Consider the following 23,065-nt stretch of genomic DNA (forward strand, 5'->3'; position numbering starts at 1 on the left):
GCCGGAGCAATCTGGCTTTTCGTCTTGATGAAAGGGGAAAGATCCGGTGCAGCGGAAACGTCTGATTTTCGTACTTATCTTACTCAGTGGCTTGGCCGTTTATAGTAGCTTGTTCTTTGGTATCACACAGATGAATCCGGTCCACTTAGTGCAGGAGTGGATCAGTGGCACGACCTCTAAAGCGGGACTCGTCCTGACGAATCTGCGCCTGCCGCGTCTCTTACTCGGATTGTTGCTCGGAGCAAACCTTGCCGTCGCTGGAGCGATCATGCAAGCTGTGACACGGAACCCGCTCGCTTCACCACAAGTCTTTGGGGTCAATGCCGGTGCGTCGTTTCTCGTCGTCTTAAGCCTGCTCATCTTTCCGTCACTCGGAACGGCGAACTTGCTTTACTTCGCTTTTGCTGGTGCCTTACTCGGTGGCGTGCTCGTCTTTTCGTTCGCTTCGATTCGCGGGATGACGGCGTTAAAACTCGCCCTCGTCGGGATGGCGATTCATCTCTTGTTGACGTCGCTAACGAAAGGCTTGATTTTGTTCAACGACCGGATCACGAACGTCTTGTACTGGTTGTCCGGTTCGCTCAGTGACGCAAGCTGGCTCGAACTCCGGATCGTTCTCCCATGGTCGCTCGCAGGTTTGATTCTTGCGGCAAGTCTCGCGAAGTCGCTCGCCGTTTTCCAACTCGGGCAAGACGTCGCGGTCGGACTCGGACAAAAAGTGACGCGGATCCGTCTGCTTGCCGGCATCAGTGTCGTGTTACTTGCAGGGGTAACGGTTGCCGTTGCCGGAGCAATTGGCTTCATCGGTCTGATGGTGCCGCATATCACACGTCGACTCGTTGGCGAGGACTACCGAATCGTCTTACCCGTCTCTGCCGTCATCGGTGGTCTGTTGTTGACGTACGCCGATGTCCTGGCGCGCTTCATCGCCTATCCGTATGAATCACCAGTCGGCATCGTGACGTCATTGCTCGGGGCACCCTTCTTCCTTATCTTGGCACGCCGCCAGATGAAAGGGGGATTACGATGAGAGAGATGCGTCGGATTCTACTTGTCGCAGTAATCGCTTTCGTCACAAGCTTCGCCTTACTGTCGGTCGGTTCGATTCAGTTGTCGGTAACGGAACTCTGGCAGTCGTTCTTCGGTGGAAAGGATGCCTTCATCGTCCAAAATTACCGCTTGCCGCGAACGGTCCTTGCCTTTTTAGCAGGTGCGAGTTTCGCTCTTGCTGGAATCATCTTACAAAGTGTCATCCGCAATCCATTGATCTCACCGGACGTGATCGGAGTGACGAACGGAGCGTCTCTGTTCGCCGTTTTGACGATTGCCTTAGTGCCGGATGGTCCGCTCTTGTTGACACCGATTGCCGCCTTCATCGGAGCAGCAATCGTCATGCTGGCATTGATGATGCTTGAGCGGGGTGGAAACGTCTCCCGCAGTTCGTTTGCGTTACTTGGTATCGCCGTTAGTGCGATTTGTGCCTCAGGAACAGAATACCTGTTGATTAAATTTCCACTCCAGACGAACGATTCACTCGTCTGGCTCGCCGGCAGTCTGTTCGGGAAAGGGTGGCAAGAAGTGTTGATCTTAGCGCCGGTGCTCGTCGTGATTGGTGCGATCCTCTTCTATCACCATCGTCAACTCGATGTCTTATCACTTAGTGAGGAAGTCAGCATTGGTCTCGGGTTACCGATTCAGCGGACACGGCACGTCTTCTTAGCGCTCGCTGTCATCCTAGCCGGTGTTGCCGTCGCAACGGTCGGTGCAATCGGCTTCATCGGTCTGATTGCTCCACATATGGCACGGCGTCTCGTCGGACATAAACACCTCGCCGTCTTACCGATGGCGCTATTGCTCGGCGGTGGGTTACTCGTCGTCGCTGATGCGCTCGGTCGCGGGATTCATCCGCCGCTTGAAGTACCAGCCGGATTGATCACAGCAATCATCGGTGTACCGTACTTCCTGTATCTCTTACGAAGAGAGCGGGCGGCATGATATTCGATATACTAAAAATGGAGTCTTTGACGCAAAAAGTTAGGCGAGGCAATCTTAAGTTTTCGACACAATATAAAAGCATCTTCGTATTGTATACTTTTAAAAAATACTAGCTTCAATGGTATTTTTGTCTGTGTAAAAATGAATAACTAAGCGAATTAAAGCAGACACTAATAAATAATAAGATGAGTGGCGAATTAACAACAAAGAAAGAAATCATCTAACCAGTAGCCGTTTCTTATAGGAAACTGTTTGGAAGGTATAGTGATTGAATCTTTATACTCCGATTTGCTCGGATTTGACATTTGATGAGTTTTATTGCATCAGACTCCTTCTTTTAAGAGACTATGATGTATATTAAAGCACCCCAAAATATTTAAATTACTATAGAGAAGAAGAGATAAACCAAAAATTATGCTACCAGTACACCCTATACTTTCGGTGTACTGGTAGCATAATCAAAGTGTTTTATATGTGTCTCATACTGAAAAGTCAGTCTAGTCTAATACGAGGTCTTTTCTGTAGAAGTGTTACGCTTAATTTGGCAAATTGTCCAATTAAAAAGTTATTTTAAGATTATTGTAGTTCATAATATATTTCTCCTAATATTATAAAAATATTATTTACTTTTTTAATTAATTTATAAAAATTTATTTTTTGAAATAAATGCAAAAAACGTAATAAAATTTTAATACAAATATATACATTTGTGATAAAGTGTTTTTTGTACTCAAAAGAAAGGAGTGGAAACTATTTATATTGAGTATATTTTTTGAAATGAATTAAAATTTATTCTAAAGGGAGAGTATAATATAATGAATCAATTATTAAAATCTTCTGTAATAGCATCTATGGTATTTAGTCTCGCTATCGGTATTGCAGCTCCTGTAGGTGCAAATGCAGGTGTAAGAAACGAGTTAGAAAAAAACGTGTCCGAGTCTATTGAGATACTGGATACACTTGAAAAAGAAGGAACTATTGAAACTGCGCTTGGTAGTAATCCTACTGTGGCTACAGGGGAAGGCAATTCAGAGCTTCAAAATGGAACTGTGGGATTAAAAACCGATTCTGGGAATGCTTCGATAATTGCAGGGAAAATTGCAACTATTGCTGACAATCACAGCATTGTGTATGAATCTTTAGAAAGTGGAGATGCACGAGCGGTCATTAAAATTGATTCCCCTGAATCTCCGAAGGAATACTCTTTTGAAATGACAGGAGAGTACGACTCACTAGTCAAACGAGAAGATGGGGGCATCGATGCTCTTGATGATCGTAAGAATATCGTTGCTTCTATTGATTCTCCATGGGCTTATGATGCTAAAGGTGAAGCTGTTCCGACACACTTCACTATCTCGGGTAAAACGATTACTCAAGTCGTTGAGCATAATGAAAGTTTTGAATACGGAATTGTAGCTGACCCAACTTTACGAAAACATATTAAAAAAGTTATTGCTGGTTGCTTAGGTGTCCAAGCAGATACTTTTACTGTATGGGGAGTTTTAGAGTCTACTTTTACAAGTTGGAATAAAGCAATTAAATTTTTAGTTCGGCGGATTGGATTACTAGGTGCAGTAAGTTGCTTGGGTGGTATTGTTTACGAATATCTATAAATGACGGGGGTGCTTAGAGTGTTATCATGGCTAGGTATAAGTAAAGTCGAGAAAAAAGAAGGTCAATTTTTTGGTAATATCAAAAAGAGAGCTATAGCTATAGTGTTACTCTCATCTTTGTTAGTATTATATGGAGTAAAAATTTTGTTTACTTACTTAATTCCTAATGTGTATCTGAATGATTCAATCATTTCTGTTATGCCAGGTACACTAGGGGTGCTGGTTGCATTAGTATACATCTTGGTTTTAGAAAGAATACTTCAAGATAAAATTCGTAAAAGATAAGTCAGATGAATCTAACGTAAAGTCGGTTATGAACTGCTCCCTGTTAAGTAGACAGGACAAATAATAAAAAAAATTTAAACGGCTTGCGCTCTGTATTCTAACGGACCAAGCCGTTTTAAGCGTTGTTGCTATCGTTCTTCATTATTGAAGTGAATATATTGCTGAATCGCGAGTAGAGTTAGTCGAACTCCGCAAACTTATGTAGATAATAACTTTCGCACTTCAACGCTCTCTAAAAGGACTCAATATGGGACTGTTATCAACACATCTTCAAACGCGAGACCTGCTTTGTGTGATGCATGACACGCGTGTCATGTGACGAACCGTTTTCGAAAGATAGCGGAAAATCGAGTCAAAGTAAAGTTCGCATCGACGTTCGATTTCTCAAAGAAAGAATCCACATCTAAATCAAAAACGATTCATGCGAAGGGGACAACATTTGCCATTTCGATCACTGGTACATTTGATACCGCACTTCGTGATGAGGCAGAAAGGCAAGTCTTTAAAACTATTACGTCTATGTCGTCAACCGCTTCATCGAGTAAGGGGACATGGAGACAGCTTGGATATACCGCTACTTTGATGGATGGCGGAAGAACATACGATGTGACAGTCGGTGGAGAATTCATTCAACATGGTATTTCATCCACACACAACATTCCTCTGGAGTTTTATTGTAGTGCAGAAGGTGTGATCAATTAGTTCAAAGTAGCAGGGGAAGAGACATTGATTTGTATCCTATAAGGGAGTAAAAAGACACTTACACATCATGTAAGCTTCTTTTTTACTGCTTTTATACGTAAAGGAGAAGATTCAATCGACACGTGATTTCGACATTTTTTCACAAAAATCATCCGTATGATATACTAATTTATGTAAAATTGTAAAAGAGGTGAATGACATGGATGATAAAACACAAAAGATCTTACGGATGTGGCAGAGTATTCCGAGATGGATGCGTAATTTCGTTCCGGTTCTCCTATCTTTACTTGTTGTGCTCGGTGCCATTTTTAAAGGGATAGAGATGCTGATTCATCCTACTTCACTCTCGATCTCACTCTCGGATCTACTGATTTGTTTCATCCCGTCCCTTGTTTTAGCTGTAGTGATTATTAAAAATACGAAGTAATCGACAGAACACTCATATGTATAAAGGAGATGAGACGATGGATCCGCGTAAGAAAAAAGTATATTTTGTTGGATATATTCTCTTTTTAATCGTGCTATTGATAGATTATTTGTTCGTCCCGAATACAGCATTTTATTCTGTCTTGTGGGTACTGCTTGGTCTTTTTTTGGTATTTAACATTTTTCTGTTCTTCCTTAAACCCAAAACGGATTGAGAACGAGCTGAAGTCATTTTTAGCAATTCGCTGCTCTAAAAAATAGCTATATTCGAATAGATAGGATGTATACAAAGAGGGTGATCCATTTCAATAACGGAATGGATCACCCTCTTTGCTTTGATTAAATAAGGTAAGTGATGTGTTGCTTACTCTACTTCATCTAGAGCAGCAGCTCCGATGACGCCTGCCTGTCCTTTCAATTCGGCAAGACGGATATCGACCTTTGAACGAAGGGAAGGATATACGAGTTCGCGAACACGTTCCTGTAACGCTTCCCAGTATAAATCAGCAGATCCCGTAACACCTCCTCCAACGACGATGACTTCCGGATCAATCGTGTGAATGATGTTTGCAAGTCCAGTTGCTAAATGATTAGTAAAACGATCCCTCTCTTGCGGATGGGCGAGTAATCGCTCGATGGACGAGGCGTGTCGTTCGTTAGCTCGTGACTGTAGTGCTGTACCACTGGCATATCCTTCGAGAGAACCTTTGTTCAACACAGGATGCAGTGGACCCGATGAGTCGATAATCGTATTGCCAATCTCACCAGCGTATCCATTTGCTCCACGGATTAGTTGTTTCATATAGACATAACCTCCACCGATTCCTGTACTGACGGTCACATAGTAGACAGATGATGAGTGACGTCCCGCGCCGTATAACGCTTCACCGAGAGCCGCGGCATTGGCATCGTTCTCGAGAAAGACGGGTAAGTCGAATGCGGAGGAAAGTGGGGTAACCAAGTCGACTTCATCCCATCCTGGTAAATTTGGTGGAGATAACAGAAGTCCAGTCTTCGTATCGAGTGGACCAGGCGCGGCAATTCCGATGTTCGACAGGTGAAATTCCTCTGAAAAAACTTGAATGGCGTACTCGATATTTGAAAGCGTCTGGGATGGACCTGCTTTAGGATTGGTCGGAAACGACAATTGTTTAACGATTTTATGTTGATTGATCACAGCGACACGTGTTTGCGTTCCACCGAGGTCGATACCGATTCGATGAGGCGTTGTCATTTTAAGAGAAGGACCAGTGATCAAGACGAGACCGTTTCCTTTGATGAGAAAGGTGCTATTTGCCGGAAGAATCGCAGTCGCTCCGACAGACAGGAGGACGTGGTCCAATTCAATCGTACCTTCGATGACCGTGATGACGCGAAACAGACGGCTTACCTCTAAGATATGTGTCTGCCTGATCGACCACTCTTCGACAAAGAAGTCGGGTGTTTGTGTCAATCTTTTACGAAAAGGAGTGAGCGTGACGGCAGGTTCCGTGTACTGGAAATGAGGAAAACGAATGATACGACGGGCTTGTTCAAGATGAAGCGGGCGTACCTTTCCCGTCACCGGATCAGACCGGTCGTAATCAAATAGTCGATAGGTCGTATCTGAATTTTGTTGAATTTCAAGGACGACACATCCTTTTGTTAACGCGTGTACTGTGCCAGCAGGTACATAGATAAAATCACCTTTAGCGATTGGCACATGCTGAAGAGACTGCAATAAAGTACCCTGATGAATGGTCTCATCAAAGTTGTTTAAGGAGGTTAACGAATGACCATAGATAAGGACGGCGTCTTCTGGACAATCTAAGATGTACCAGCATTCATTTTTACCAAATGGCTGCTTTTCAAAACGATTGGCATCCTTGTCGTTTGGATGGACTTGAACGGATAAATCCTCCGAGGCATCGATCCATTTTACCAATAGTGGAAAATCAGAGTCGGTCTCCATACCAAAAATTTCAGGGTGATTTGACCATAGTTTTTCTAAGGTGAGTCCCGTCATTGGTCCAGTCTGGACGCGTGACATGCCGTTTGGATGACTTGCTACTGTCCAGACTTCTCCCGTCCGTTGTTCTTTAGGTATCGAAAATCCATACTCTTGAAGCTTCTGTCCGCCCCAAATTCGTTCTTTTGAAAGGGGAGTAAGATAAATCGGTTTTGTCATACAAATTCCTCCTTCATCTTATTTTCAATAACAACTCTACACTTTTATAAAAAAAAATAAACAAATTAATTATCAAGTATAGACATGAATGAATTAATCCGTATAATCAAATGTGTAAGCGATTACAAATGAGGAGGGAATTGTAGATGAGAAAAATCATGTTGGCGTGTAGTTCAGGAATGTCGACGAGCATTTTGGTGTCGAAGATGCAAGAACATGCGAAGGGACTCGGAGAAGAAGCTAAAATTTGGGCAGTCGGACAAGATCAGGCGATGAAGGAGATGTCTGGTGCAGATGTCATCTTGATTGGACCACAAATGCGATTTCTATTATCAAAATTTCAGCAAGCGACAGACAAACCGGTCGAAGTCATCGATATGATGGCGTATGGAATGGCAGACGGAAAAGCAGCTTACGAACAAGCTGTGAAGTTGATGGGGTGATCGATATGCAGACGAATGAACAGACGATGGAGCAAATTGCTTTCACGATGATCTTACACAGTGGAAATGCGAGAAGTACGATTCGTGAAGCGATCGAAGTGTATAAAGATGGCACGTTTGAAGACTTCGACCAATTATTATCAAATGCAAGATCGCAATTACAAGAAGCGCATCAAGTTCACTTTAGTCAGGTCCAAAAGGAAGCAAACGGTGAGCCAACGACGCTCTCCTTATTGTTATTACATGCAGAAGATCACCTGATGTCGACGCAGACGATGCTTGATTTAACGACCGGACTCATCGAACTCATGGAACATAAGTTTTCCCAAAAATGATAAGGAGTGTTTAAGATGACTGAGAATAGTAAGTGGTTTGATTTGCTAAGTCGTTTTTTGATGCCGATGGCGGCATTTTTAAACAATAGTCGATATTTGCAGACATTACGTGATGCATTCATGCTTGCTTTTCCGATTACGATGTTTGGTTCCTTAATTGTCGTCGTCGCGAATTTACCGTTCCTTGATAAGTTCATGTCTCCGGGTGTACTAGATGCCTTTAAGACATCACTTGGAAACGCTCCATCCGCCACAATGGGCATCATGTCATTGTTCGTCGTATTCGGTATCGGTTATTATCTGTCTAAAAGTTATGAGGTCGAAGCTGTTTTCGGTGGCGTCATCGCACTTGTTTCGTTTTTATTACTTACTCCTTTCTTTGTTTCAGTCGAAAATGTCGCCGATCCAGTCGGCAATGTCATTCCACTCGACCGTCTCGGCGCAAAAGGCATGTTCCTAGCCATGATCACGGGATTCATAGCAGGAGAGATCTATCGCTTCATCGTTCAAAAAAACTGGACGATCAAAATGCCTGCCGGTGTGCCGACAGCTGTCGCCAAATCATTCTCAGCACTCGTCCCGGCATTACTTACGCTCACCGTATTCCTTGGCATTAACATTGCCGTCACTTCACTGTTAGATACGAACTTACACGATCTCATTTTCAATCTTGTTCAAAAACCACTTGTTAATCTAGGGAACGGACTCTTCCCGACGTTAATCGCCATCTTCTTCGTGCAACTATTCTGGTTTTTTGGACTGCACGGACAAGTCATCGTCAACTCGGTCATGGACCCGATTTGGAACACACTCTCTCTTGAAAACTTGAATGCGTACACGTCAAATGGAGAAATCCCGAACATCATCAGTAAACAATTCATTGAAATCTATACGGTTGGGATCGGGGGTTCCGGTTCAACACTCGCTGTCGTTGTTGCCATCTTGTTATTCATGCGATCGAAACAAATGAAACAAATCGGAAAGCTGTCAATTGGACCTGGTATTTTCAACGTTAATGAACCCATGATCTTTGGACTTCCTATCGTCATGAACCCATTGATCATGATTCCATGGATCGTCGCACCGCTGATTACGGTGACCGTGACGTACTTCGCGATGTCAACGGGGATCGTCCCACCTCCGACCGGTGTTGCGGTACCGTGGACTGTCCCGATGTTCATCAGTGGAATGATGGCAACCAATTCGTTAGCTGGTGGATTGCTACAATTAGTCAACTTTGCAATCATCATGGCAGTCTGGTTCCCGTTCCTCGTCTTCATTGACCGTTTGAATTTGAAGAAAGAACGGGAAGAAGCGAATACTACTCAAGAGAAAAATCAACAGATCGGATAAAGTATACCGGATGAGTGAAAAATGAGAGATAGGATGTGCTAATGATGAATCAGATAGAGAACAAGACGACTACGATTAAAAAGTATGATTTTCCGACGGATTTCTGGTGGGGGACAGCTGCCTCTGCGACACAAACGGAAGGAGCCGCCTATGAAGGTGGAAAAGGTCCGAACATTTGGGATCACTGGTACGAGGTCGAACCGAACCGCTTCTTTGATGGTGTCAGTGCTTCAGTAGCATCTGACTTTTACTATCAATACAAACAAGACATTGCCTTGATGAAAGAGCTCGGGCACAATTCGTTTCGACTATCGATTTCTTGGTCGCGTCTATTTCCAACGGGAGAAGGAACCATCAATCCGGAAGCGGTCGATTTCTACAATCGTGTCATTGACGCGTTGATTGAAGCTGGGATCGAACCGTTCGTTAATTTATATCATTTTGATATGCCGCCTTGCCTTACAAGAAAAGGGAGGATGGGAGAGCAGGGAAGTCGTGATGCATTATGTTGCGTATGCCAAAACCTGCTTTAAACTGTTCGGTGACCGTGTCGGCAAATGGTTCACCCATAACGAACCAATCGTCCCGGTCGAGGGGGGATACTTGTACGATTTTCATTATCCGAACGTCGTAGATTTTAAACGAGCGGTCCAGGTCGCCTATCATTCGATTCTATCAAGTGCCCTTGCAATCGAAGCATACAGAGATACACGACAAACAGGAAAAATCGGAATTATTCTCAACCTGACTCCCTCTTATCCGAGAAGTCAAAATGAAGCGGATCGACAAGCAGCGTATCTAGCGGACATCTTGTTCAATCGTTCTTTCCTCGATCCGTCCGTTTTAGGTACTTTCCCTGCTGAATTAATCGAACTGTTAAAAGAGCAGGATGCCCTCCCGGCGATGGGTGAAACGGACCGAAAAAAAATCGAGACGTACACCGTTGATATCCTCGGCATCAACTACTATCAGCCGAGACGTATCAAAGTAAAAGAACATCTTCCGAATCCGAAAGCACCGTTCATGCCAGAGCATCTTTTCGATTATTATGAAATGCCGGGACGCAAGATGAATCGACATCGTGGTTGGGAAATTTACGAAAAGGGTGTGTATGACATCCTGACAAACTTACGTGAGAATTATGGAAACATCGAGTGCTTCATTTCAGAAAACGGGATGGGAGTGGAAGGAGAAGAACGCTACCGAGACACGGACGGTAGTATCCAGGATGATTACCGGATTGACTTCATCGCGGAACATTTGAAATGGGTGCATCATGCATTAGAGGAAGGATCGAACGTCAAAGGATATCACCTTTGGACGTTCATGGACAATTGGTCGTGGAGTAATGCCTATAAGAACCGATATGGTTTCGTCGGTGTCGATTTGACGAATCAAACGCGTACAGTAAAAAAGAGTGGTTACTGGTTCAAGCATCTCATCGAAGAAAATGGATTCGAAGGATAAGAAGAAAGGATCGGGGTATATCTAGCCCTGATCCTTATTTTTTGTTATATTATATGTATATGTCTATACATGGGGTGTTGTCATGTCTAATAAAAAGAAACCAAAGTATGAAAAAATTGCAGATGAATTACGAGAACGGATTCTTCATGGCGGATACAATGTGGAAGAAGCGATGCCAGACGAGATTCAACTAGCAGAAGAGTTTGAGGTCAGCCGGATGACCATGAAACGTGCTCTAGAAATCCTCGTACTCGAGGGGATCATCTATCGACAACGAGGACAAGGGACGTTCATTTTACCGTCAAGCTTTTCCCAAGGAAGAATCAATGTATTAAACAAAGAGTCACAAGGGTTGACAAAGCTGCTCGGAGAGCGGGCTGTCAGAAGTGAAGTTCTTCAGTTCGAGGTTCGTTTTCCGGAAGCCGAGGTCGCACGCCATCTGATGATCGAGAAGACCGATCCCGTTTATGAGATACGGCGTGTTCGATATGTTGACGACGAACCATACGTGATCGAACACACGTTTATGCCGTCTTCATTAATTACCGGAGTAACGCGAGAAGTTCTTGATAGTTCGATTTACCGGTATATCCAAGAAGAACTCGGTTATACGATCACGAGCTCGCATAAGATGATTCGGGCAGACAAGCCGAATCAATGGGATCATGAATATCTCGGGAACGAGGAGACCGATCCTGTCATCGAAGTAGAGCAAGTCGTATTCCTTGGTAACGGAAAACCGTTCGAGTATTCGTTTTCACGCCATCGTTATGATAAGTTCGTCTTTACGTCTGTCCATATCGGCAGATGATAAGATTTAATCTGTTTGAGATTAAAGCGATACGTGATCATGTCAATCATTCAAAAGATATGTTACTTTTTCATCAGGAACAAAATGGTTTATATCGATTTGATGATCAGCTAACGTTAATGGATTATAAACTGAAACAAGTGCTCGATCGTGACGGTCATTCACGGGAGATCATGCAATTTGTTCTTGGATCAGCTACGATTATGAAGCATGATCAGTTCGAGTCGGAACGTCATTTGAAGAGTAGTGTAATAATTGAAGATTCGCTTGAAAATTTAAAAATATGGCTCTTCAAGATACGTCGACAAGAGATGAGTCGATTTCAAGTCAAACAAATAAAGGTCAGAAAACAATCAGAAGCGATTAAAGTATATGCATGAAAGAGAGCGGCAGGAATATGCGAAGTATATGGACGATCTGAACTATTTGAAGCGAGTCACGTGTATAAATTTTCGGATGGTGACCCTGATCATACTGAACATGTCGTAGCAATTTGTCCGCACTGTCATGCTCGCATTCATCGCTGAATAGATGGTAGTACGTATAATCAGAAATTAATAAAAAAATTGATGCAAAGGAAAATTCTTTTCGATTCAGACGAATTTATTAAGATAATTTTATACGAAAGGAATAAACTGATGGGCATCTAAATTTCATCAAAAAAGTCTGCATCTGTACAAGATGTAGACTTTTTTGATGAACGTTATATTAGTTTTTCAATACGTAACACGTGTTTAAGTGTATGCCATGTTTCTTCTAACTCAGGTTTTTCAAAAATATAAATAATTAATCCATCTCGATTTCTCGTCAAAATGACACGATAGGCATCATTTGGAATGGAATGCTGTAAGGCTTGCGAAAACTGATGTTGATCGATCTGTAAAAAATCTTGAATCGTACCACTCCATCCAACTGACATGTTTAACACTCCAAACGATGAGAATTTTAGAAAAACAAATGTATACGTAGATAACGTTATAGGTTCTTAAAAATGGTCTATGAACAAACTGAAACTTACTTTTTATGGATAGATGGAAAATAAATCTATATAATTATTTTATAAGCGTTATACGATACAATCATTTCAACAATAAGGTGGTAAATAATTTTGAGAATACGTCTAGCGTTCTTTTTATCAATACTCATTTGTTGTGTATCAGGATGTACATCCCAACCGACGCAGTCGACTGAGAAACCCAAGTCCACTATTCGAGAAGTTGAACTAGCAAAAGACCAGCATGCAAAAATCATTACATTGTACCCAGCCTATATCGACTACTTCACAAAAGTTCAGAAAAAGATGAAGGACACAAACGTCACGGACGAGGACCTACAGCGAATCTTCGATAAAACCGTCCGTCGGGAACTGGATCGCATTCAGAAAGAGCAGGATATCTTTCTTGATTTCAAGGGGTTCAATGACGTGTTTTCCGCCACTTCTTATTTGAACGATTTAAAAAGATTGACGAAACGTTTGATGCATGAAGAGAAAGAAAATATGAAAGCTGTTCATGAGGCACTCCGAAAATCAGCTGACCACCTTCCTGGTAAAGATAAGATTATCCTGATGCTACCCTTATCGGAAGAGCATCGATACGCCGCAAAGGCGACGAGCGGGCTGATTGGTTTTACGATGAGCGATGGTAGTATGGTGATTATGTTAGGTGAAGAGTATACGCATGAGATACTGGAGTACGTTGTTGCGCATGAGTATAATCATTCCGTAGTGAACGAACATCCTGAAATCAGACAACCAAGTTCCATCGACTATCTCATATTCGAAGGTAAAGCGGAGGTGTTTGCGAAGGAACTTTATCCTAAAGCGCCCCCTATAGAAACAGAAAAGATGGCTTTCAACGATAAAAGAAGATACTCGAACAGGTTAAGAACAACTCCTTAAGCTACGAAGAACTTAGCACTGGAAGTGAAGCGAAGGATGTCCCTCGATTAACTGTTTACAGTTTAGGAACGGAGTTAATGTCAGATTTCCGACAAAAAAAATCTGAGCAGACACTGCAAGAGTTTTCATTAACACCAGTTTCAGATGTCATTCATGAAGGAAAGTTTAAATTGATTCTTGAGTAAAGAGGAGAAGGTGCATAAAAAACACTGACGTTTGAAGCGAAAAAGTAAATACTTTCAATCTAGAAGGTCAAAACGCCAAAAGCAACCGAAGATATAATAGAGAATGTGAAGAGCATACTCTCAGATAAAGTTATGCTGAAATGACTGCGTGACGATCTATTGGATATATAAGAATGTTTTCTCTCTTACATATACTCTGAGGGAGCGTTCTTATTGGACTGTCACATCTTTGTAAGAGCTTAGACATTCGTTATCCAATTCGATCGATTCGATTTTATGCGAAAATCCCTAAAAAATTCAAGACAGATAGTACAAATAAAATTAAAAGAACCATCATTAAAATAAAAGCTAACATTTTGCCTATACCTCGATTACTAAAGATAGCAGCTAATAAAGCAAGGACCAGACCACCAATGAGGATGGCGTCGCCCCAAAATCCATTAATCGGGAATGTAAAAAGTACCAAGAAAGTAAGAACCATTAATCCGATAGAAATCCAGCCAAGTTTTGCTCTCAAGAGAAGACCCCCTTTTATTTGTATAAATTTCATTATCAGTATACAAAAAATGGGATGTTGTTCAAGCAATTAGAGGTATACGTCTCTCTTCTAAACGCCTGTCATCCTATCTCACTTACTTAATGATAACTATGAATCATCCTCTTATACGTATCGTAAATTTTGATTAGGTTAGTTTTTTTATTAGGTTAGTTTTTTTATATTGATAAGCATTTTTGGTGAAAATCCTTAAAGTAAACTTACTTTTTAGTACAAATATAAGGTCGTATGGTAGAGTGATGATTGTCAACTATTAGCTATGAATAAAGGAGATTTGAAGACGTTATCTTGGCTCGGTATACATAAAGTAGAGAAACAAAGACATCAATTTTTGGGAATATCGAAAAGCGGACTATAACTTTAGTTTTACTGACGTCCGTGTTGGTTTCATATGGAATCAAGATGTTGTTTACGTATGTAATTCCATTCGCATATTTGAAGGATCCCATCGTTGCTGTTTTGCCGGGAATAATTGGAGTATTGTTTGCTGTAATATACGTATTCGTTCTAGAGAGACGACTTCAAGAGAAACACGATGAAAACATGAAGCAAGGCTGACGAATTAATAACATAAATTGATAGATTCATGCTTGGAGGTACTTATCATGTTTACAGTCGAAAACTATATTGATTCAATTAAGATCCATCTTGAAAAGCAGTCAGGTTTAGTGGAGGACCAACTCCAGAAAATCTTTTCTTATCCGTTCTCTAAGGACATCGAAGTACTAGATTTCACAGCATTCATTGAACCGACTAGATTCGAACTTTCGGTCATCATGTTCTCAATGGATAAAGAAGCAAATGAAGTATTTAACGAAGGAAACGATTCAACTGTTTTTGCTGGGAGCGAAGATGTATTACAAGAAGTCGAATATCATCAAATGAACGACAGTCAACTCGATGTTTTTTTTGAATTTCATGAGCAAAATGAAGAAAAGTTAATTCCACAAGAACAAAGCGTTTTTGCACAATGGTTCAGATTGTGCTGGGAAAAAGCTGGTGGAGCGTCACTAAATCTTCCATCGTACTTTACGATACACGATAGTGATGATTCTCTTGATTTAAAAAACAATTGTTGGATGGATGCTGAAGAAAAATGGTCTTGATGAAATAAGAATGGTAAGCTCCCTAAAAAAGTAGACAGCTTTGATATTTCAACTGTCTACTTTTTGGGGGAGCTTTTACTATAGCTACATCTAGATTTTGATAGGTCAAAAACAATACATCATTTTCGTCACGATGGGTGAGGATGGAACAGACTCGATTAAGTCAATCGCCTCGCTCTTCGAGTTTTCAGTCACGCCCTTGAATAGTTGAAGGACAAAATATCGCATGGGAGTATTCTCTACATTTGATAATCGAACAAAGTGGACACGCTAACCAGAAGAACTAAGGATGAAAGCTTTACATGCGGTTCTGACTCAAAAGGAATCGCTCTCTAGCGCTAAAGTATTTTTGGTAGGAATCATATAGTAGAACGATGTTCAGCTCACTATCTTGGTTGATCACTGCGGTCTTTGCTCTTACTTGATCACTTGAGTGTTATTCCTTACACGCAGATAGAATCAATAAAGGGATACAGATAATGGGTACGATTAAGAGTTTCAACATACGATTGTTCTTTCGGTCATTTACTAAATCAACATATTACTGTGGTAGTGCACTTATGATATTTTATGAAACGCAGACTGCTTATAGAACGTAAATGGATAAATAACATGATATCTATTAAAACAGGAGAAAGGAGCGAACGACTTTGAACGATTCCATCGTGTATGTCGTGATTTTAATCCCCATGCTAGTGTTTGCGATCGTTTTATCAAGAGGAAAGGGTGCCTCATTGCTTGCAGGATATAATACGATGTCAGAAAGTAAAAAGGAAACATATGACGAAGTCGCCCTGTGTAAATTCATGGGGAAGATCATGTATGGGATTAGCTTTAGTCTATTATTGATCGCATTCAGTGAGATATCTGGATATTCGTTTTTATTCATAGTAGGCTTCGTTCTACTCGTGTTTTTTATAATTTTTGCAGGCGTCTATACGAATACGAAGAATCGATTTAAAAAAGAACTGTAAGTTCGTCTAAGTCAGTATGTCCTTAGTCGTTTAAATCATAATGTAATTTAGAGAAAGGGCGACTAATCTTAAAATCGAAGTCAATCAACGTCTGTATATCATTTTTTTGACGATAAAGTTCTCTCATGAATTGTAAGAAGATGTAGCGACATGTGTATAAATCGTCTCCTGTATCTTCTCGCATCGCTGCGTAATTAATCTCCTCACCAAGCGAATCATACACGATCGTCTCAAATTCCAGATTCGTATGCCACATGAAATCTAAAAACCCATGCAGGACTGCTTTTTTATAGGTCTCTAGTGAAAAAGTAGCCAAGAGTTGATTTTGATAATGAAATTCTACTCGTTTTTTTCGATAGAAAAATCGAATCATGAACTGGTTAGAAATTTCTTCGTTTTCATATGGAAGTGACCAATCGAACTTTTCGATGTCATGCAAATCATTCGTGGTCACACTTTTTATTAACGCATGCCAAAATTGGAATAGCTCGCTCACGTGTGCGTTAAAGGGGAGAGGCATGCCCTCTATACAAAAGAAGACTTTTCCAGCAGGATAGCCGCCAGCTCGACCAAAAGCATAGTTAAAGATATCGTTGTCGATCGTATGGGTCATCTCTACGAATCCTGGATAAGTGTGATTCACATCATGTTCTTCTTTTTCAGGCGGAATTTCAAGATAGCTTTTAATTTCGAGATTCATAAAAACGTCCTTTCTGTTATCTCATAAGAGTAAAGCTTTAATAGTTGCTGTTGTCGCTCACTAGAACGTATTAAGCGTCATCAATATTATAAGCGAAAATATACATGGGTGAATTCGTCGTCTCAATCGCCTCAACTAAAGTCCAACCTAATTTTTTATAATATGCTGAAGCGTTTTCTGTTTTTAAATAGATCGTTGTGATCTGTCGTGATTTGGCGTAGATGATTAGTTGATTGATCAGTTGCTGCGCGATCCCTTGATTCCGATAGACTTTTTCAACGAATAAAGAAGCGAGCCAAGGCGTATAGGCTGGTCGTTCCTTCAAGTCATTTTCAAAGAGGGAGACGGTTCCGATACACGTGACATCATCTAAGGCAATCAACGTCACAGGATACGACTCATCTGATTTTTTGTCTAAAAAGGCTTTTATTTGTTCATAGGGTGTCGTTCCTTTTTTCTTTTGAACGAATTCGGTATGAATCATTGTGGCAACTACTTCTAATTGTTCAGGATGATTCGATAATGTATCAATGATCATCTTTTCATTCTCCATTCTAGACTTGTGATATCGATCGTTAAATTAATCTGTCCTCATCAGAATAAAGGAGCTTTGGAATGAACTTCGAACAATACTTGCAACACCATTTTGGGAAGGTAAACTTATTTGATCGTTCCTTTGTCGAGAAGGATTTCGTAATTCATGTAGACTTAGTAAAGGACCTGTATCAGTTAAAGAAAAATTCAGATGAAATCAACGAGGAATACTTCAAACAGGCATACCAAAAATCAAACGAATTGTTTGAGGATCTATTCCGAGAAGAGGAGTCCCTTTACTTCATCGTGCATGTGAGAAGTGAGCGCGGTAAGTATCAAAAGTCAGCGACGAAAGTATTCCGTCACTTAAAAAGAAGAGAAGATCAATACAACATAAAGTTCGTAGAGAAAATGATGGATGAAGAAGAGCAGGTATCCGAATATGCCGTGTTATTACCGAACAAAAACGCATTAGATTATAAGCGTTTAATCAAAGCGATCTGCCATCAGGATTTCCCACCGCTGCAACCAAGATTTCGTTAAACATATACAGACTATCCGGAAGTCTTTTTCGTGAACGTGGATCAAAAGATCGTCATGAATATCTATGATGATCGCGGTTGTTTCCTACTGTTCGGTGATTCAGTAACGTATGACGTGTTCAAGAAGAAATATCGTAATGATATCAGCTAATCGAATGTAATCGCTTTTAGAAATACTCAAGCTAGTGCCAAGAAGCCGATCACTGAAAAAATAAAAAGCACCAATAGAGAAGTGAGCAATGTTAACGCAAGGATTTTCCCCGTATTTCTTAGACTTATGATGGCGCACACTAGCGCAAGCAATAGTCCAGCTAACATATAGTTCGTTCCCCAAAAGCCATTGAACGGTAAGAGCTTAACAGTAAGGAAAGTAAAAACCACAATACCGATTGAGATCCATCCTAAGTGCTTTCGCATAAACTGCCTCCTCTTAAATGAATACGTATAGTCATAATTTGGTTCTTTTTTAGCATATCATTACAAATGTTTACAGCGAAAGAGTTTTGTAATCGTCGCTTAAAGATAACCTGAATGAAATACGTGTCAGACAACTGCTCGTCACGGGACATACCAACAAGCAGAAAACAATTGAACAGTCATCGATCAACAAACAATCCCTCACTCTAATCAGAATGAGGGATTGTTTCGTTTCATCATTAGACCGTCAACTCAATCACATTACCTTCCGGGTCTGCGATCGTACTTTCATAATACCCGTCACCCGTCGTCCGGGGACCGTCAAGGTGTTGTATACCGGCGTCCCGTAACCGAGCCGTCCAGTCGTCGACCGCTTGTTTGCTGCCAAGCGAGAAGGCGAGGTGGGCATACCCGAGCGCATTCATCGTCCGTTCCGTGATATCCGTCCGTTGCATCAACTCAAGGCGCGCACCACTCGAGAACGTCAGGAAATACGATGTGAACCCTTTCGCCGGATTATGATACCGCTCGCCTGCCGTAGCATCAAAATGTGTTTCGTAGAATTGACGCATCCCGTCCAGGTCTGCCACAAAGAGGGCGATATGTTCAATCTTCATCTCCATTCCTCCTTTTTTCAAGACGCTTTTGCCAATCGCTGTCTGAATAACATCCGGTTCAAGCCTTCCGTAGCGACCAGCATCAAGAAGATGAGACTGATCGTAAACCAATGGAACAACGATAAGGAATAGGACGTCGCCAGCCATCCGAACAATGGCGGCATGAAGGTACTACCGGTATAGGCGAATGCCATTTGTACCCCCATCAGCCGTTGCGCCGCAGCCTCCCCGAAGCGAACCGGCGTCTCATGGAGCATTGCCGGATAAATCGGTGCGAGACCAAGCCCGACAAGTACGAAACCAAGCGGCATCCAGGCAGCGGGTGCGAGGATGAAACAGGCGGCTCCGACGAATGCCGTCCATTGACCGACACGAATCAAACGACGATTCGACCAGCGCAGCGACAGAAAACCACTGATGAATCGACCCACGGTGATACTTCCGTAGTAGACGGAAATCCACGTCGCTGCTGATGTTACGGAAAAGGACCGGACTTGGACAAGATAACTACTGCCCCACAGCCCGACGACGGCCTCGACGCCGCAATAAAAGCAAAACGCTGCGAGAGCGGCAATCAATCCACGTGGTTTTCCAGAAGACGTATTCACGGTCTGAACCTGTTCGGACACCTGTTTCGGAGCCCGCTTCCAGAGTGGTAAGCTGACGATCAAGATGATCATCAAAACGAGTTGCAATACGCCGACGACGAGGTAACCAACACGCCAACCGGAATCGAGCAATACGCCAGCCATGATGAGTGGACCAGCTGTCGCACCAATGCCCCAGAAGCAATGGAGCCAGTTCATATGATGCGCTTGATAATGGGTGGCAACAAAATGATTCAACGCCGCGTCGACGACTCCAGCACCCAGTCCAAGCGGAATCGCAAGGACGAAGAGCCAAATCAAGGACGGAGCAACGTAAAAACCAATCAATGTCAGTGCCGTCAAACCGGCAGAAGCTGCCGTGATCGGACCCGTTGAATAACGTTCGATCAGACGACCGCTAAACAGACTCGAAACAATCGTTCCTGCAGCAATCGTCATAAAGAGCCAACCTGCCATGTCGAGCGGTGCTTCGAGATCGAGCCGCATCACGGGCCACGCCGTACCGAGTAACGCATCCGGCAGACCGAGACTGATAAAAGCGAGATAAATCAAAGGTAATAGTAGACGGGTCATCGGGCGAGACCTCCTAACGGAATTTGTTCAATGAATGACTGGATGCTCAGTTGCATCAAACCATCTAAATAATCGGTTTCCCAGTCGCCTTGCCGCAACTGAGGTAATTTGTCGAGCGGAAAGCGCTTGGCGCATCGTTCCGTCAGCCGAGCTAATCCGTCATCCGAGACATCGGACGACGTAAATAAGATGGCATCCGGATTCAAGGTGACGCTAAACGAGAGGATGATCCGACTTAACGCTTCATACCAGTCGTCAGAGTGTGGTGTAGTCGTCGCGAGGACTTGTCCGACATTTCGCTTGTCGTCAAACGGGATGAACGAGATCTCTCCAGCGAAGTGATGCGCTCCGCGGATGACATGACCGGAAACGGCGACGCCGGCTCCCGGTCCGTTCGTTCCGAGATACACATAGACAGTCGTCTCGTTATCAGAAGCTTGGGCACGAACCGCAGCGTTCATATCATTTTCGATGACGACGGGTCGCCCGAACCGTTCCGTCAGTTCTTGTTGCAAGGGGCGACCGTCTAGCGTCGGATAATCCGGGGCGAACAGGATCGTGCCGGTGGTATCAACGGCACCGGCAACACCAATCGCAAGCGTTTGAACATCTGGATGATCGTCGAGTAATGTTGATAGCGTTTTCAATAAATGAGATCCATGATCCGTCGAATCGAAGTTCAGGCGATCCGTTGCGATCAGATGACCACCGACGTCGTGGATGCGATACTGCAGATACGTGCGTTCGAGATAAAGAGCGAGTCCGTGGAAGTGATCCGCGCGATAGCGATACCGTTTTGCCGGACGCCCTCCGCGAACCAATTCAAGTGGTGTCTCTTCAATTTCCCGAGCAGCGATCATCTGATCGATCTGTTTGCTTGCAGTCGGAAAACTGACATCCAAGACTTGACGAATCGCAGGGATCGTATCCAGATGGTCGACTAAAAAAGCGTGACGTGTAAGTGAAATGAGTTCAGTCAAACAAAGACCTCCAATCTAAATCACTTATTAAAAAAGTTTAATAAGTTTTGATTTGAGTATAGCAGGTCGGAAGAAAAAGACAAGTTTAAAAAAGAGGTGTAGGATAAGAATATTTAGAGAAATAACGTTTCATCCTATCGTTGTCTGGATATATAAAAAGAAGATAAAAAAATTTTAGTCATATATCTTTAATTCATACTATTCCGATTTGTAATATCTTGGATAGCCTGTAACAGGAGGTAGATGGCGAGAGGAGCTTGTAATCATGACCACCCAACTTTCAACCGACCTAGGATCCCAAGAAATTTTAGCCTCCATGCGAGATAACGTCGCGATGATTCGATTCGATCGGCAACGTCGTGTCGTCGATGTCAATGGTTTGTTCGCAAAGACGATGAAGTATAAACGAGAAGAGATGATCGGGATGCAGCATCATCTCTTCTGCACGACGGAGTTTGCAATGAGTGACAGTTACCAAGCATTTTGGCAGAAGCTGTTTAGTGGCTTCAGTACGGCAGATAAAATTGAACGCATCGATGCGCATGGTCAATCGATTTGGCTAGAAGCAACCTATATGCCGATTTACGATGGAACGGAAGTGACCGGTGTCTTGAAGATTGCTTCCGATATTACGGATCGTCAGCAGACGATTCAAAAGTTCGCGACTTCGTTTGACACGATTGCTAGTGATTTGAATACTCGGTCGACGCATGGCGAGCAGGAAAGCGAAGCGTTACGGCGAACGATCGAACAGATGGCCGAGACGACCCGTGATAACCATCAGACGATTGAACGGCTGCAACGCCAGGCGCAGGACATCGCTCAAGTGACGGAGACGATCAAAACAATTGCGTCACAGACGAATCTCTTGTCACTCAATGCATCGATCGAGGCAGCGCGAGCCGGAGAACACGGCAAAGGATTCAATGTCGTCGCGACTGAAGTCCGAAATCTCTCAAAGCTCGTCGAACAAGCCGTCGTCGATGTCCGACAGACGACGCAGCGAATGAATGATGAACTGCAGCGGATTGCCCGTGCGATGACGCAAGCAACGTCGGATGCACAAGCAAGCGTCACGGTCGTCGCAGAAACGGTCGATCGCTTCCATGACGTTCAGAGTGCGGCATCGACGTTAACGGAGACAGCGCGAGACTTTACAAAAGCAATTTAAGTGAGAGACGGCATTCCGGTAACGGAGTGCCTTTTTGTATAAAAAAGTACCTCTACACTTTGGAATAATATGTTAATATACTACAAAACGGAAAGGGAGCGAACTACTGATGAATATCCGCACTGCTCGACCTGACGATTTTCAGGCATTGATTCCATTGTTCCAGCAAATTCACGATCAACACGTCGCCTTACGACCCGATCATTACCGTCCGCACGAGATGCCGGTTCCGGAAGACTTATTTCTGTCGCAACTCGAGAATCCGGATTTTGCATTACTCGTTGCGGAACAAGGCGGGCTTGCCGGTGTGATCGTCCTAAAGGAAGACATCGTCGAAGGAAGCGGCTTCGTCTTCGATAAGCATTACTTACGCATCATCAGTCTCGTCGTTGCGGATACGCATCAAAAACAAGGCGTCGGGAGACGATTGATGCAAGCCGCTTACGCACATGCGGAAACGATTGGCTGTGACAAAATCGAACTCGGCGTCGATGACGCCAATCAAGAAGCGATCGCCTTTTACGAGGCACTTGGAATGGCTGTCCGCTCGAGACGAATGGAATGGAACGTGACGTCAAGCAGGGAAACGACGACGTAACGTCAAA

General features: G+C 42.9%; 24 protein-coding genes and 2 pseudogenes. 17 read left to right on the forward strand and 9 right to left on the reverse strand.

Annotation, left to right across the window (positions count from 1 at the left end):
- The first annotated feature begins 46 nt into the window (after window positions 1–46).
- The 5 genes from EXW93_RS07550 (at window position 47) to EXW93_RS07570 (ending at window position 5,022) form a co-directional block, all read left to right on the forward strand.
- The gene (locus tag EXW93_RS07550; protein WP_371811129.1) at window positions 47–1,030 is read left to right on the forward strand and encodes a FecCD family ABC transporter permease; all 984 of its coding nucleotides are present in this window, start codon (window positions 47–49) and stop codon (window positions 1,028–1,030) included.
- Entirely contained in the window at window positions 1,027–1,995 is a 969-nt protein-coding gene (locus EXW93_RS07555; protein ID WP_254606193.1) for a FecCD family ABC transporter permease, read from the forward strand. The genes EXW93_RS07550 and EXW93_RS07555 overlap by 4 nt, the downstream gene beginning before the upstream one ends.
- A gap of 815 nt (window positions 1,996–2,810) precedes the next feature.
- The gene (locus tag EXW93_RS07560) at window positions 2,811–3,608 is read left to right on the forward strand and encodes a hypothetical protein (protein ID WP_174316282.1); all 798 of its coding nucleotides are present in this window, start codon (window positions 2,811–2,813) and stop codon (window positions 3,606–3,608) included.
- 18 nt (window positions 3,609–3,626) lie between these two features.
- Complete coding sequence (locus EXW93_RS07565; protein WP_174316283.1) at window positions 3,627–3,893, forward strand: hypothetical protein; 267 nt, start codon at window positions 3,627–3,629, stop codon at window positions 3,891–3,893.
- A gap of 901 nt (window positions 3,894–4,794) precedes the next feature.
- Window positions 4,795–5,022: a hypothetical protein gene (locus EXW93_RS07570; protein ID WP_174316284.1), complete on the forward strand. Its 228-nt coding sequence runs from the start codon at window positions 4,795–4,797 to the stop codon at window positions 5,020–5,022.
- 363 nt (window positions 5,023–5,385) lie between these two features.
- Here EXW93_RS07570 and EXW93_RS07575 read toward each other — a convergent pair whose 3' ends face one another.
- Window positions 5,386–7,188: a type I phosphomannose isomerase catalytic subunit gene (locus EXW93_RS07575; RefSeq protein WP_051353605.1), complete on the reverse strand. Its 1,803-nt coding sequence runs from the start codon at window positions 7,186–7,188 to the stop codon at window positions 5,386–5,388.
- Window positions 7,189–7,334: 146 nt separating this feature from the next.
- Between EXW93_RS07575 and EXW93_RS07580 the strand changes: the two genes are divergently transcribed.
- The 6 genes and pseudogenes from EXW93_RS07580 to EXW93_RS07605 all read left to right on the forward strand — a co-directional run bounded on the left by EXW93_RS07580 (window position 7,335) and on the right by EXW93_RS07605 (window position 11,977).
- Window positions 7,335–7,631 (forward strand): PTS sugar transporter subunit IIB, encoded by a 297-nt coding sequence (locus EXW93_RS07580; protein WP_023468230.1) that lies wholly within the window; start codon window positions 7,335–7,337, stop codon window positions 7,629–7,631.
- A 5-nt stretch (window positions 7,632–7,636) separates the two neighbouring features.
- The gene (locus tag EXW93_RS07585) at window positions 7,637–7,966 is read left to right on the forward strand and encodes a PTS sugar transporter subunit IIA (protein ID WP_041255102.1); all 330 of its coding nucleotides are present in this window, start codon (window positions 7,637–7,639) and stop codon (window positions 7,964–7,966) included.
- A 15-nt stretch (window positions 7,967–7,981) separates the two neighbouring features.
- Window positions 7,982–9,319, forward strand: a complete 1,338-nt coding sequence (celB, locus tag EXW93_RS07590) for a PTS cellobiose transporter subunit IIC (protein ID WP_023468232.1) — start codon at window positions 7,982–7,984, stop codon at window positions 9,317–9,319.
- A 41-nt stretch (window positions 9,320–9,360) separates the two neighbouring features.
- Window positions 9,361–10,786, forward strand: a pseudogene (locus tag EXW93_RS07595) (glycoside hydrolase family 1 protein).
- Between the two features lie 82 nt (window positions 10,787–10,868).
- On the forward strand, window positions 10,869–11,597 hold the full coding sequence (locus EXW93_RS07600) for a GntR family transcriptional regulator (protein WP_023468234.1): 729 nt from the start codon (window positions 10,869–10,871) through the stop codon (window positions 11,595–11,597).
- A 119-nt stretch (window positions 11,598–11,716) separates the two neighbouring features.
- Complete coding sequence (locus tag EXW93_RS07605) at window positions 11,717–11,977, forward strand: hypothetical protein (protein ID WP_217448906.1); 261 nt, start codon at window positions 11,717–11,719, stop codon at window positions 11,975–11,977.
- 323 nt (window positions 11,978–12,300) lie between these two features.
- Here the strand turns inward: EXW93_RS07605 and EXW93_RS07610 are convergent, their stop codons facing one another.
- On the reverse strand, window positions 12,301–12,516 hold the full coding sequence (locus tag EXW93_RS07610; protein WP_023468236.1) for a hypothetical protein: 216 nt from the start codon (window positions 12,514–12,516) through the stop codon (window positions 12,301–12,303).
- A 189-nt stretch (window positions 12,517–12,705) separates the two neighbouring features.
- Between EXW93_RS07610 and EXW93_RS07615 the strand changes: the two genes are divergently transcribed.
- A complete protein-coding gene (locus EXW93_RS07615) occupies window positions 12,706–13,497 on the forward strand; it encodes a DUF2268 domain-containing putative Zn-dependent protease (protein ID WP_174316285.1) in 792 nt (263 codons plus the stop codon).
- Window positions 13,498–13,956: 459 nt separating this feature from the next.
- Here the strand turns inward: EXW93_RS07615 and EXW93_RS07620 are convergent, their stop codons facing one another.
- Complete coding sequence (locus tag EXW93_RS07620) at window positions 13,957–14,199, reverse strand: hypothetical protein (protein WP_023468238.1); 243 nt, start codon at window positions 14,197–14,199, stop codon at window positions 13,957–13,959.
- Between the two features lie 644 nt (window positions 14,200–14,843).
- Between EXW93_RS07620 and EXW93_RS07625 the strand changes: the two genes are divergently transcribed.
- On the forward strand, window positions 14,844–15,344 hold the full coding sequence (locus EXW93_RS07625) for a hypothetical protein (protein ID WP_174316286.1): 501 nt from the start codon (window positions 14,844–14,846) through the stop codon (window positions 15,342–15,344).
- 689 nt (window positions 15,345–16,033) lie between these two features.
- The gene (locus tag EXW93_RS07630; RefSeq protein WP_174316756.1) at window positions 16,034–16,318 is read left to right on the forward strand and encodes a DUF3784 domain-containing protein; all 285 of its coding nucleotides are present in this window, start codon (window positions 16,034–16,036) and stop codon (window positions 16,316–16,318) included.
- Between the two features lie 22 nt (window positions 16,319–16,340).
- Here EXW93_RS07630 and EXW93_RS07635 read toward each other — a convergent pair whose 3' ends face one another.
- Window positions 16,341–17,018 (reverse strand): hypothetical protein, encoded by a 678-nt coding sequence (locus EXW93_RS07635; protein ID WP_174316287.1) that lies wholly within the window; start codon window positions 17,016–17,018, stop codon window positions 16,341–16,343.
- Between the two features lie 70 nt (window positions 17,019–17,088).
- A complete protein-coding gene (locus EXW93_RS07640; protein WP_174316288.1) occupies window positions 17,089–17,556 on the reverse strand; it encodes a GNAT family N-acetyltransferase in 468 nt (155 codons plus the stop codon).
- A gap of 77 nt (window positions 17,557–17,633) precedes the next feature.
- On the opposite strand from EXW93_RS07640, the pseudogene EXW93_RS07645 reads away from it, so the two are divergent.
- A pseudogene (locus EXW93_RS07645) lies at window positions 17,634–18,245 on the forward strand (DUF3885 domain-containing protein).
- A gap of 26 nt (window positions 18,246–18,271) precedes the next feature.
- Here the strand turns inward: EXW93_RS07645 and EXW93_RS07650 are convergent.
- From EXW93_RS07650 to EXW93_RS07665, 4 genes are all read right to left on the reverse strand, one after another.
- On the reverse strand, window positions 18,272–18,511 hold the full coding sequence (locus EXW93_RS07650; RefSeq protein ID WP_069940649.1) for a hypothetical protein: 240 nt from the start codon (window positions 18,509–18,511) through the stop codon (window positions 18,272–18,274).
- A gap of 239 nt (window positions 18,512–18,750) precedes the next feature.
- Window positions 18,751–19,128, reverse strand: coding sequence for a VOC family protein (locus EXW93_RS07655; protein ID WP_174316290.1), 378 nt, complete (start codon window positions 19,126–19,128; stop codon window positions 18,751–18,753).
- Window positions 19,129–19,145: 17 nt separating this feature from the next.
- Entirely contained in the window at window positions 19,146–20,309 is a 1,164-nt protein-coding gene (locus tag EXW93_RS07660) for an MFS transporter (RefSeq protein WP_055967982.1), read from the reverse strand.
- Window positions 20,306–21,289 carry an ROK family protein gene (locus EXW93_RS07665; protein WP_055967985.1) on the reverse strand — a complete coding sequence of 328 codons (984 nt, stop codon included), beginning with the start codon at window positions 21,287–21,289 and terminating at the stop codon, window positions 20,306–20,308. The genes EXW93_RS07660 and EXW93_RS07665 overlap by 4 nt, the downstream gene beginning before the upstream one ends.
- Window positions 21,290–21,554: 265 nt before the next feature.
- Between EXW93_RS07665 and EXW93_RS16600 the strand changes: the two genes are divergently transcribed.
- Window positions 21,555–22,460, forward strand: coding sequence for a methyl-accepting chemotaxis protein (locus tag EXW93_RS16600; protein WP_174316291.1), 906 nt, complete (start codon window positions 21,555–21,557; stop codon window positions 22,458–22,460).
- Between the two features lie 109 nt (window positions 22,461–22,569).
- Window positions 22,570–23,058, forward strand: coding sequence for a GNAT family N-acetyltransferase (locus EXW93_RS07675; protein ID WP_055967992.1), 489 nt, complete (start codon window positions 22,570–22,572; stop codon window positions 23,056–23,058).
- The last annotated feature ends 7 nt before the right edge of the window (window positions 23,059–23,065 follow it).

The organism is Exiguobacterium sp. JMULE1, assembly GCF_013337175.1.
Classification (GTDB): domain Bacteria; phylum Bacillota; class Bacilli; order Exiguobacteriales; family Exiguobacteriaceae; genus Exiguobacterium_A; species Exiguobacterium_A indicum.